The sequence below is a fragment of the Peribacillus sp. R9-11 genome, assembly GCF_031345095.1.
Classification (GTDB): Bacteria; Bacillota; Bacilli; order Bacillales; family DSM-1321; genus Peribacillus; species Peribacillus butanolivorans.
On sequence record NZ_CP133763.1, the window covers coordinates 975453 to 987277 of the forward strand.

Consider the following 11825-nt stretch of genomic DNA (forward strand, 5'->3'; position numbering starts at 1 on the left):
CAATTATTGTTTAATTTGCCTGAAACTCATTTTAATTTCGGTGGAGACGAATACATATATGCTGAAATTTCTCGTGATATGAGGATTGAGAGTAACTTTAAAGCAATTGCGGTGACGGAGGAGCTGAGAAAAAGAGAGATTCCAGGCGTTATTGATATTGTTTCATCCAATGCCTCCTATTTAGTTCGTTATAACCCGGACATCGTCTCAGCAAGAGATTTGCTGGACTATTTAAAAGAAATAGATTTGACGAAAAGCAATCCTGAAAAGTTAAATTTATCAGTACGAATAGTAGAAATTCCAGCATGGTACGACGATCCAGTGTCAAGAGAATATTCCATGCGTTTTAAGAGCAGACACCCTGCCCCTGACTTAACAGACTTTGAATATGTGATGAAAGTAAATGGGTTTACAGACAAAGAATCATTTATAAAATCTCATTCAGACACACCCTATTTAATTACAATGGTTGGATTTCTGCCAGGAACGGGTTGGCATTTTCCGCTTGGATTGCAGCCAAATGAGATCATTCAAGCACCAAAATATAATAGTCCCCGTACAGAAACGCCGGAAAGAGGCATTGGTATAGGTGGTGCATTCAATGTGATTTATCCAGTCAATGGACCAGGTAGCTATCAACTAATAGGACGATCAGCTATCCCTTTAGTAGATAAAACAAACCCATTAGAAGAGACTTCTTTTTTGGCAAGACCAGGAGATATATGGAAGTATCGTCCTGTTAAGGAATCCGAATATAATGAGATCGAAAGCAGCGTACGTGCTGGAACGTATCATAATAAAGTAAAAGAAATTGATCTTTCTCCACTTGAATATGTACAAAAAGGAAAAAAGTATATCGATGAGCTCATGGAGGATTTTTAAATGATAGAAATTAAGGAGCCTGGGTTATGGACAACGGTACAGGACTTGGGACGCGTCGGGAAGTATCATCTGGGCGTACCGCCATCAGGAGCAGCTGATAAATATTCATTTATTATTGGGAACCTACTTGTAGGAAATCCTGCTGAGTTTGCATCACTTGAGATGACATTATTAGGGGGAGAGTTTGAATTTCATAGAAATTTAATTATTGCCCTTACAGGTGCTCCAATGGAAGCATACTTAAATCACCAACGATTATCTTTCTGGGAAACCCACCAAGTAAAAGAAGGAGACATTTTAACGATAAAAGCTTGCCAACAAGGGGTGAAAAGTTATTTAAGTATCTCTGGTGGCATAAAGGTTCAAGATGTTTTAGGTAGTAAATCAACCTACGAACTAAGCCAGATTGGGGGCTTTGATGGCAGAAAGTTAGCTGTAGGCGATAGAATACAGATTAATGAACCATTGCCAGGGGCTTTAAAACAGGTTGGTAAATCTGCTCCACTAGAATTCGTCCCAACCTTTAATGATTTTCAAGAATTACGTGTCACGATGGGGTTATCGGGTTACTTATTGAGCGATCAAGGGTTAAAAACTTTCCTCAATTCGGAATGGATCGTTTCGCATGAATCCAACCGGGTTGCTTACCGATATACTGGCCCAAGAGTGTCATTCACTGAGCAATATCCACCATTCGGTGCAGGAACTAGTTTTTCGAATGTTGTTGATTTTGCGTATCCTATAGGATCTATTATGTTTACAAATGAGGAAGAACTGATTGTTTTACATAATGATGCAATGACAGGAGGGGGTTTTGTTACAATAGGAACCGTCATAAGCCAAGATTTAGATTTAATTTCTCAATCTAGACCTTTATCGAAATGTCACTTCATCACAGTTACTATTGACCAGGCCATCCAAACTCGAGCAGAAAGAAGAAAAAGGATGGAAACGCTGGTCGGTCTTATTAAAAGGTAAGTAATGACTTAAACTTTGTACCAAAATAATAACTGGAGCAGGATGTATGAGTATTAAATGAAGAGGCTCAAAATAACTCGATAGCAGAAGCGGAAATCAAGAGCTTCTAGTCAGAGTTTAGATTGAAGTCAACTTCCTATTAATATGAACTTTCGATTTTTCAAGGAACATGATTATTACGAGAGCACACTCTTACTGGGTGTGCTCTTTTTTTATTATTAATGCACTATTGCCATTGAAATGTCAGTACTTCATGTTTTCCTGTATAGGACAATCTCTGATCAGGAAATGCTTGATGTAAGGAGGCGATGTATGAGTGGGTACTTTTGAAGTTCTTTCCCTAATGCTAAGCTTTGGCATGTTTGTAATTGCTATTCTTGATTTTAAAAATCATGACAAGAATCCTTGAAGATACCGATATATGTTTTTAAACGATAGTCCGTTATTCTATTGATGGAAATGTTTTTATTAAAAAGGCCAGTGTCCTAAGGATGGTAAAGGTCTTCCGATTCTTTTTACTTGCAGAGAACACCCAATGAGGTGTTCTTTTTGTTGTTGATAGGTATAACTGAATCAAAGTAAATCCTATCATTGTTGCTATCTACATTGACAAAAAAATGATGTGTCAGTATAGTTCTAATAGACCGGTTGATATAATTTTAAGGAGTGATTCAGCTATGGCAGACAAAAGAAGCTCAAAAGAAGTTCTGATTGAAGCTGCTTCTCGACTTTTTCGAATACGTGGATATTATGGTGTAGGGCTTAAGGACATTATTGAGGAAAGTGGTATTCCTAAAGGCTCGCTGTATCATTATTTTCCTAAAGGAAAAGAAGAATTGGCTATTGAGGCGATTAATCATACAAAAGAAATGGTTGTAGGTGAAATTCAGCGAGAATTTGATGAAATTGAAGACCCTATTAAAGCAATTCAGGCTCATATTTATCAATTATCCGAGGTTTTTGGCGAAAATGGTAATCTTTTAGGCTTGCCAATCGGAACAATAGCGGCTGAAACATATACGACAAGTGAGCCTATAAGAATGGCCTGTCAAGAAGCTGTAACGGATTGGCAATCTATTTATGTGAAAAAATTACATGAGGCAGGATACAGTGAGAAGCGGTCTAAGGATTTGAGTATCGTCATTAACGCTTTAATAGAAGGTGGTATTCTTTTATCTTTAACGGCGAAAAGTGGGGAACCTCTCCACGCTATTGCGGAGCAGATACCATTATTGTTGATAAATAAATAAGTCATACGGAAAAATTATTATAAGCTTAGGTCGATGCAGTTAGTAATTGGAGGAATTTTTTTATGTCTACAGATGCAACACAGCAACAAAACCCAGTCATTAGAACGACCCCTATATTAATCTCTTTTTTAATTGCAGGGTTCATTGGGTTATTTAGTGAGACAGCTTTAAATATGGCACTTGGCGATTTAATACAGGAATTTAATGTTAGTCCTTCTACTGTGCAATGGCTGACAACGGGGTATCTATTAACATTGGGGATATTGGTTCCAGTTTCGGGGCTCTTGATTCAGTGGTTTAATACTCGTCAATTATTCATTGCATCAATGGTGTTCTCTATTATCGGAACGCTCATTGCTGCAATAGCACCTGGTTTCGGCCTATTAATGCTAGCTCGTGTCATCCAGGCAGTCGGAACGGGACTTTTACTTCCTCTTATGTTTAATACCATTTTGGTAATTTTCCCAATTCATAAAAGGGGAGCAACCATGGGGTTGATGGGGCTCGTGATCATGTTTGCACCAGCCATCGGACCGACAGTTTCAGGTTTGATCATCGAAAATCTGACTTGGCATTTTATTTTCTGGGTGTCTTTGCCGTTCTTTGTGATCGCTTTACTATTTGGTCTCAAGTATATGCAAAACGTTTCAACGATCACCAAGCCTAAAATCGATGTACCATCCATTATTTTATCGACCATTGGTTTTGGGGGAATAGTTTATGGCTTTAGTATTGTAGGAGATCAAGGATGGAGAAATGCGATCGTTCTATCCTCGATCATTGTAGGCCTTGTAGCGCTATTCCTGTTTGCTGTAAGACAATTCAACATGGATAAACCGATGATTGACTTGCGTGTTTTTAAATATCCTATGTTCACGCTAGGGTTAATAACCGTCTTCATTACCTTCATGATTATCATGTCATCTATGATCCTATTACCATTATACTTGCAAACTGGGCTAGCGTTAGCTGCGTTTTCAGCAGGTCTTGTACTTTTACCAGGTGGCGTACTGAATGGTTTCATGTCTCCAATTACGGGGCGCATTTTTGATAAATTTGGACCAAGAGGGCTAGTGATTCCAGGCTTTATTATCATGATTGCTATGTTATGGACTTTGACGAACGTAACGACTGAAACCTCTATCATTATGGTAATCGTCATGCATACTTTCCTTATGATTGGTGTTTCGATGGTCATGATGCCTGCTCAGACAAATGGGCTGAATCAACTGCCGAAAAATCTTTATCCAGATGGAACGGCTCTTATGAATACATTACAACAAGTATCGGGAGCCATTGGTACGACGGTTGCTATTACCATCATGTCAGCATCTCAAAAGAACTATATGGCTAGTGTAGAAGACCCATTTGACCCATCAACCATTAGCGGTTCATTGACTGCAGGTGTTCAGGATGCCTTTGTTTTCGGTCTAGTCCTTGCAATCGTCGGTTTGATTGTGTCGTTCTTTATTAAAACAGCTCGCGATAAATAAGGAAGATCTCTTAACGTAATAACATAAAGAAGCCAGCAGGGAATGGAGTTTCTCTGTCTGGCTTTTTTATTGTTTGTTTGGCTCTGTTAAAGGATGTTGTTGATTTTGAGCTAAGGCAGGGTAGTTGAACAAGAAAACATATAAAATTTTAGAGGAATAAGGGTCAACCACTTGTCATCCCTCTGGATAGAAACAAAAAGATTATGAAGCGCCTTTGTCGTTTTGTGCTTAACAAAATTCACTAGCTGTAAGGAAAAGCCCATTCATTAAATTAGTTAGTATTGAGCATGTAAAGGTTCCCTAAGCAGGGAAGCCAATTCGAACAACTTAGATTTAACCAGTTTTATTTTATCTCCATTGCATTCCATATTTCGATCACAGCTGAAATATTCAGAAGTTATAATAGGCACAGGTTGGTCATTATAATATGTAGGGAGATAAAAAATGAATACTTTCAAATTTACACTGTTAATACTCTTAACAACATTTTTAATGGGTTCTTCTTTTGCTGTAGGTAAAATAGGTTTGTCTTATTCATCCCCGTTGTTATTAGCAGCATTACGCTTCACACTTGCCGGACTCTTAATGGTAGTAATCGTTATCGCTTTAAAAAGACCGCACCCAGAATCTAAAAGAAACTGGATAAAGATGCTTATTATTGGTACTTTCCAAACAGCTGGTGTTATGGGGTGTATTTTCTTAAGTTTACGAACCATTACAGCTAGTGAATCCTCAATTCTAACATTCACTAACCCTTTACTTGTTGTTCTATTTGGTACCGTATTTTTACAAACGCGCTATAAACTTTATCAATGGATTGGTGTTCTTTTAGGATTAGTAGGAGTAAGCATTACAATGGGAACGCAAATTGAATTTAAGATTGGTATTCTTTTTGGCATTCTTTCTGCTGTTTTTTGGGCAATTTCAACATTATTAGTTAAAAAGTGGGGATTGTTTTTCGATACGTGGGTTCTATCTGCTTATCAGATGTTTTTTGGTGGATTACTACTTTTACTTAGCAGCTTTATTCTTGAAAAACCAGTCTTCATTTTGAACGGTAATTCATTGTTCATTTTATTATGGTTAAGTATTATGTCTTCTATTGTTCAATTTGCCGTCTGGTATTATCTTTTACAAAAGGGTGATCCAGGAAAAACGAGTGCCTTTTTATTTTTGGCACCTTTCTTTGGTGTATTATCTGGCTGGTTACTATTAGGGGAGACGTTATACCCTTCAATCATAGTTGGTGGCTTGTTTATTATAATTGGTGTCTATCTTGTAAATAGAAATTTCCAGCAGAAAAATAACCAAGTTAAAAGAGCTTTATAAATAAATCGTTTGCTCTAAGCTTTCAATCGCAAATGTAACCCCTCATAGTGTTCAGAAAAAAATAAGTTACCCTTATCTGTGAACTAAGGAGGGGTTTTTCTCAGCGTTAAATTACACATTTATATTAAAAGCTTGTTTAAACCCTACTTTTCCTTTATCTGTGACTTTAACAGCGCGAATTGATGGAACTTGTATTATCCAACCTAATTCAAAAAAGTGTGTCATAAGTCCATGCCCTAAAGAGCCAGCAAGATGATGATGACGCTCACTCCAGTCTAGACACGCGTGAGAAAATGAGCGGCGTTTTCTTTTTAAGATACATAAATCAAGGCCGAAATCAGTAAAAAACTGTTCTCCTTTAGGTGTAACTACAAATTCTCTTTCTTCTTTATCCAAATAACCAGCATTCAACATCGATTCGGTTAAATCGACTCCTAATTTTCCTGCTAAATGGTCATAGCAAGTTCTTGCTTCCCGAAGCAATTTTACCTGACTAGATTGTTTTAAAGAACGCACTTCAGGAGGTGGGGAAATCGCAAGGAACGATTCTAAAATGCGCGCAACTTCTCCATTTGCTAGTTGGAAATAGCGATGACGTCCGTGTTTTTCAACGTTAACAAGGTTACCTTCTATCAATTTAGAAAGGTGAAAGCTGGCTGTTTGAGGTGTTATCGCAGCCATAAAAGCTAATTCACTGGCTGTATGAAAACGTCCGTCCATTAAACTCGTTAGAATTGTTGCCCGCGACGTTTCTCCAAGGAGAAAGGCAACTTCAGCCACATTTGGATTTATATTCACTTTTACCATCCTTTCTGCATTCCACATTTCGATTATAGTTGTAGTGTCTATCGTTTTCAATGAATAATAACAATTCCAAGGGGGAACATGATGAACACCTATAATATAGAAATATTTACTTCTCAAAGAACAGACCACGTTTCAAAAGGATCTGCAAGCATGGCAGATAAGGTGATAGAATTTGGAAGGTAACCTGGATTTATCAGTGTTGAGAGCGCAAGAGATCACGAAGGGCATGGTTATTTTACAGTCCCTTATTTGGAATCCAGTAGCACAACAAAAAGGAAAAGAAATGTAGTACAGAAAAATACAACGTGCAGATTTGTAAAGTAGTAAGAGCTATTCTTTTATAGGGGGTAAATGAGTTGTCTAGTTCAACTGAAAATAAATGTACAGTCCCTGGTTGCTAAATGGAAGCAGCTCTTTTTCTTATTGGCTATGTTAAATCTAATAACGAAGTGGGGCACGTCATCATAAACGGCAGTAAGAAATATTATGTAAAGAAAGGCATCTACCACCTCAATAATATTAATAATTACCATTACCGTTTAAAGAAATGGATAAGTCGTTTTAATGGTGTTTCTACGAAGTATTTACAACTTTATTTAGTGTGGTTTCAATTTCTCGACAATAGGAAAATGGAAAGCCATTTGAGCAAGAAAAAGCAAATGCAAATGCTTATCTTGGGTTTAGTGGCAATCTACAGAAACTTTGATTTTTGCAGCCCTGATCAGGACTGTAACTAACGATAGAATGGCAAGATATTTTTTCATTTTATTAATAATTATCTTACGAATCATAAATTCGAGTGAGAATCTTGTAGCAACAAATGAGTCAACTAACGATACCGCAGCTACCTCTTCTTAGAAAACTTTATAATCTCAATAGAGTAAGCTAATTGGTACATAATCAAATCAGCATTAAATTAAGACTTCGTAATGTCTCATAAGACTTGTATCATAGAGGGCTCAATTTACGGCCACTTTGCTGAAGATAAACAAGTCTTAGCAGGAGATCCGTTAATCAGCAGCAGCCGATACGACGTCACATTCGGAACATTCATCGTAGGCGATAAATCACTTAACGTTTACATCAATGGAATGCTACAGAAATCGTAACAAGTCCGAGCATAGCGGACTTGTCTAAATGTAGAGGCTGGTGCTGTTATTGAGTATTTATATAGGCTTGAAGGTATTCAAACCCTTTTGATAGAACTCTATATAATGCGGAAAAGTACAGAGTTCAAGCATACTTTGGGGGTGAGTTAAGGAACTGGAAAAGAAAGATAAAATTACGCACATTAAGTACGCGCAAATGAACAGCGATCCGAAAATTGAACAAGTGACAAATCTGGGAAGCTTCAGAAATCCTTAGATGAACAATGGGAAAAAGAATTTGAAATAATGATAGAAGAGCACAAGGACTATATATTTTTGTTCACAGAAATGAAAGAATTTCAAGATTTCGAAGAAGAGCTAAGAAAACGAATGGGTGAGTCAATTAAACAAGCAGAATTGGAATTCATAAAAGAATTGATAGAGAGCACTTATAGGACGGTTTACATCTTAAAGGGCAGGAGGACACAACTTTGAAAAAGTTCTTATTATCATTATTAGGTGGAGTAATAATAGGGGGAATTATTTGTTACGTTTTTATGGACTATGAAACATCAAACTATGTAATACAAAATTATAATGGTCAGAAAGAGAAAGAAATTAAAGAATGGGACTTCATGTATCTATCACAAGCTGGGTTCATAATTTTGGCAACAACTCTGTTGATTTATTTTTCTTGGGGCGCTGTAGAAAAACGAGTGGATAAAGATAATAAAATGTAAATATTTTAATTTTTTACAATAATTTAACATTTATTTGTCGTTTTGTGTTAATGTTGTTTTGTGATTATCGAAATTGATAATAACAAAAACAATTGATTGGGGATGTAAGGAATGAAAGCCTTGAAAAGGCTACTATTCTCGTGTTTAGCAGTGATGTTGTTTTCTTCGCTACTAAGTACGGAAGCGTATGCGGGAGGACAGAAAAATAATTATGTTTATAAGCTTGGTAAAAGCGGTTCATCAGGTACTTTCTCTAAATTACAAAAAATTAGGTCTGGTCTTTATTTCACAGCATGTGGCAAGGTGACATACGACCTCGAACACATTGTTAATTTCGGAAAATGGGATACGAAGAACTTCAGGTGGAATACTTCCTCTTTTACACTGTCCAATCTTAAGGGCAGAATGACTGGCGGTGTTGCGTTGACAGGAAACTACGAGGGGACAGGAAATAACAAGCTAGATCATAAATACTCTGGTGTTGAACTAAAAAGCGGCACATTCAAATATACGTGGAATCGTACGATGGCTTTAGGTCCAAAAAACAAAAATGCTCACTACGATATAACAACAAAATCAGGCTGGGCAACTCCATCAATCAATTGTAATAACGAAGCAAACGTTGTTTTAGACGTTGGCGGCAGCGCATCATCTCTTGCTTATTTGGATGAGGCAGCAAGTTTTGAAACTTATTCTGACGAAGATATCCCGACTGAATTTACAGAAAAGACAGAGAGCTTATCTGAGGCTATAGGAGACGATTTTGACGGACAAGTTGAACCATTAGGCAAGGATGTCGTTGTCAGTCACTTCGATAATGCAAAAAAAGATACTATCATTCTAACCCAACAAAATGATACTCCTATCAGTGTTAATAATGTAGATGACGAGGACTTTTCTAAAGTTGTGGTAGATGATGTTGCATACGAAATAGGCAATTTTAAAAATGCTGCAGATGAAAAAATGAATGTTGTAAAGTTTGAAAAGGACGGCATTTACATGGCGTTAGTTACAAATCAAACGAATGAAGAAGCTCTTAAACTTGCAGAAGAATTGAAGTGAAAATATTATTCGAGAGAGGTTCTATTTATTTAGAACCTCTCTTTGTGGGGTCCTACCAACAAAACGTGGAAAACATACGCTAAGTATCCCTATGTTCAAGAGTGGGGTTCTTTTTCTAGAAGGGTTACCGCCAACAGGATTAATATTGTCCATTAGATATACTAAAGAGCAAGATAAAGATCAGAGTGAAGTAGTAAGTGGAGCAGGAATCTTCGGTAATTTTGTTTATCTTTTGTAACTTTACTACCATTTAAGGTAAGAAAGGCGATATATATTATAGTGTGCCTTCTTATGGTCCTTTTGTTTCTATTGGTTTATGGGAAGTATCCAAGGTTTAGTTATGCAACTTACGGGTGCGTTAGTTGAATAAGGAATTCTTTATATATGGTTTAATATGGTAGAATGGCTGGGGAGGAGGAGTTGAAACTTCACGAAATCTTCATGTCCTGAAATCACTCCATTTCACCGTGAACTTAAATTCAAGGGTAATGAAATCCTGCGATTAAGCGAGTATTTGTGAGAAAATCGTATAAGCTGAGGGAGTTCAAGAAAGTACTAACGCAGCAGTTTTCAATACTTCGGAGGCAAGTTAATAAAGAACCCTCCAAAAATCATCGTTTTGAGAGGGTTTTACTTTATCTAAAAGTTTGTAGAGTTGGAGAGTAAATATGTCTCAAACGAATGCTCAAATTCTAAGTCTCATAAACAACCGTTTTGATATATTTTCTTAGGGTTGGAAATCCGCATAATCTTGTGAAGCTACCTCTATATAAATTTCCCCTTACTAAATGAGTAAAAAGTTATTTGGAGTATTATGATTTTTTCTACTGTCAATTAAAGCAATACAGTGAGCCAATCGCTCTACCCCTAGTTTAATTTGACTCTCGTTCACTTGAGAGATGCTTAATCGAACGAGATTTTCCTTTTTATATTCGGGTAAAAACATTCTAGAGGCATCATCAACATAAATATGCTGCTCGTTTAGCATATGAACTACCTGTTTTGCTGTCACATTCTCGGGCAAACTGATGGATAGATAGAATCCTGAAGTCGGTTTAGAAAAATGAGTATTAGCCGGTAGCAATAATTCACATGCTTCTTGAAGAATTTGCATTTTAGTACGGTATACCTCTTTTACTTTTTTGAGATGGCTATTAAACATACCACTTTTTAAATAGATTTCTAGCGCACCTTGAGAAAGTGCTGAACTATTAAAATCTGAACTAAATTTATAACGTAAAAAATTGTTAATCATTAATGTAGGAAGAACGACAGTACCAATCCTTAACCCTGGGAGAAAAATTTTCGAAAAGCTTTTAATATAAATCACTCTCCCAGAAGGATCAAAAGAAAATAAAGGATCTGATTTTGGATTTGGATCAAGGTCTCCTAAAATATCATCCTCCACTATATATACATCGTATTTTTCAGCTAACTCAACGATTTTTTTCTTTTCGCTATTCGTGTAACAATGTCCAAGTGGATTGTGAAATCTCGGGATAATATAGAAAAATTTTATATCATTATTTCGAAAAATGTATTCCAGACGATCAAGATCAATCCCTTCCATTGATAATTCAATTCCAAAAGTAGTAGCTTGATGCAGATTGATGGACTCAATGAATCCGAAATAAGTAGGCTGTTCAATTAGAATATTGTTTTTTCCATTTGGAAATGGCATAGAAACTAATAAATTAAGGGCTTGCTGCGAGCCAGATACAACGACTACTCTTTCAGGTTGAGTGAACACCTGTAAATTCTGCATATACTTCACTAACTGTACTCGTAATGAGTAAATCCCTTGTTGATCAGAGTATGTAAAAAGCTCTTCTTTATATAGTTCAATTGCTTGATTCATACAATGTTGAAACTCAACATAAGGCATAATGTTTTTATCTGGACCAGCAGATAAGAAATCAATCACCTCATTTTCATTCGTCGCATCTTGAAATTCATTCACAACATAGTAGCCACTTTTAGGAACAGAATAAATTAAATGCTCTTTTTCTAGTTCGATGTACGCTTTAATAACTGTATTTTTGCTACATGAAAAGTACTCAGATAACTGACGAACAGAAGGGAGTTTACTACCTGCAATGAGCGATCCATCTGCTAGTCGAAGCTTAATTTCTTCCATTATCTTAATATATTTTGAGTTCATATATTGATCCTCCTTTAACTGTACCAGGACAGATA

General features: G+C 36.5%; 11 protein-coding genes and 1 pseudogene. 10 read left to right on the forward strand and 2 right to left on the reverse strand.

The genetic code is table 11. From position 1 onward, the window contains the following. Positions 1 to 6 precede the first annotated feature (6 nt). The 6 genes from RE409_RS04665 to RE409_RS04685 all read left to right on the forward strand — a co-directional run bounded on the left by RE409_RS04665 (position 7) and on the right by RE409_RS04685 (position 5932). Positions 7 to 882: a 5-oxoprolinase subunit B family protein gene (locus RE409_RS04665; protein WP_201182478.1), complete on the forward strand. Its 876-nt coding sequence runs from the start codon at positions 7 to 9 to the stop codon at positions 880 to 882. Next, positions 883 to 1860, forward strand: coding sequence for a 5-oxoprolinase subunit C family protein (locus RE409_RS04670; RefSeq protein ID WP_309558627.1), 978 nt, complete (start codon positions 883 to 885; stop codon positions 1858 to 1860). Positions 1861 to 2176: 316 nt separating this feature from the next. After that, positions 2177 to 2269 (forward strand): putative holin-like toxin, encoded by a 93-nt coding sequence (locus RE409_RS30610; RefSeq protein ID WP_223305372.1) that lies wholly within the window; start codon positions 2177 to 2179, stop codon positions 2267 to 2269. A 268-nt stretch (positions 2270 to 2537) separates the two neighbouring features. Further along, a complete protein-coding gene (locus RE409_RS04675; RefSeq protein ID WP_053344623.1) occupies positions 2538 to 3110 on the forward strand; it encodes a TetR/AcrR family transcriptional regulator in 573 nt (190 codons plus the stop codon). A gap of 62 nt (positions 3111 to 3172) precedes the next feature. Further along, positions 3173 to 4603, forward strand: a complete 1431-nt coding sequence (locus RE409_RS04680; RefSeq protein WP_116821497.1) for an MDR family MFS transporter — start codon at positions 3173 to 3175, stop codon at positions 4601 to 4603. Positions 4604 to 5047: 444 nt separating this feature from the next. Further along, positions 5048 to 5932, forward strand: a complete 885-nt coding sequence (locus RE409_RS04685) for a DMT family transporter (protein WP_201182471.1) — start codon at positions 5048 to 5050, stop codon at positions 5930 to 5932. Positions 5933 to 6043: 111 nt separating this feature from the next. Here the strand turns inward: RE409_RS04685 and RE409_RS04690 are convergent, their stop codons facing one another. Beyond that, positions 6044 to 6730, reverse strand: a complete 687-nt coding sequence (locus RE409_RS04690) for an ArsR/SmtB family transcription factor (protein ID WP_201182469.1) — start codon at positions 6728 to 6730, stop codon at positions 6044 to 6046. Positions 6731 to 7230: 500 nt separating this feature from the next. Here RE409_RS04690 and RE409_RS04695 point away from each other — a divergent pair. The 4 genes and pseudogenes from RE409_RS04695 to RE409_RS04710 form a co-directional block, all read left to right on the forward strand. Further along, a pseudogene (locus RE409_RS04695) lies at positions 7231 to 7476 on the forward strand (hypothetical protein); the annotation flags it as partial. A gap of 192 nt (positions 7477 to 7668) precedes the next feature. Beyond that, positions 7669 to 7848, forward strand: a complete 180-nt coding sequence (locus tag RE409_RS04700) for a hypothetical protein (protein ID WP_201182467.1) — start codon at positions 7669 to 7671, stop codon at positions 7846 to 7848. Between the two features lie 470 nt (positions 7849 to 8318). Further along, positions 8319 to 8567 (forward strand): hypothetical protein, encoded by a 249-nt coding sequence (locus RE409_RS04705; protein ID WP_201182465.1) that lies wholly within the window; start codon positions 8319 to 8321, stop codon positions 8565 to 8567. Positions 8568 to 8687: 120 nt separating this feature from the next. Further along, positions 8688 to 9629: a hypothetical protein gene (locus RE409_RS04710; protein WP_201221971.1), complete on the forward strand. Its 942-nt coding sequence runs from the start codon at positions 8688 to 8690 to the stop codon at positions 9627 to 9629. A 784-nt stretch (positions 9630 to 10413) separates the two neighbouring features. On the opposite strand, the gene RE409_RS04715 is transcribed toward RE409_RS04710, so the two are convergent. Beyond that, complete coding sequence (locus RE409_RS04715; RefSeq protein ID WP_201182460.1) at positions 10414 to 11790, reverse strand: aminotransferase-like domain-containing protein; 1377 nt, start codon at positions 11788 to 11790, stop codon at positions 10414 to 10416. Positions 11791 to 11825 lie beyond the last annotated feature (35 nt).

Excerpts from the sequence above, each read along its gene's own strand:
- RE409_RS04670 (WP_309558627.1), top strand. The coding sequence starts at position 883 with ATGATAGAAATTAAGGAGCCTGGGTTATGGACAACGGTACAGGACTTG.
- RE409_RS04675 (WP_053344623.1), top strand. The coding sequence starts at position 2,538 with ATGGCAGACAAAAGAAGCTCAAAAGAAGTTCTGATTGAAGCTGCTTCT.
- RE409_RS04680 (WP_116821497.1), top strand. The coding sequence starts at position 3,173 with ATGTCTACAGATGCAACACAGCAACAAAACCCAGTCATTAGAACGACC.
- RE409_RS04685 (WP_201182471.1), top strand. The coding sequence starts at position 5,048 with ATGAATACTTTCAAATTTACACTGTTAATACTCTTAACAACATTTTTA.
- RE409_RS04700 (WP_201182467.1), top strand. The coding sequence starts at position 7,669 with ATGTCTCATAAGACTTGTATCATAGAGGGCTCAATTTACGGCCACTTT.
- RE409_RS04715 (WP_201182460.1), bottom strand. The coding sequence starts at position 11,790 with ATGAACTCAAAATATATTAAGATAATGGAAGAAATTAAGCTTCGACTA.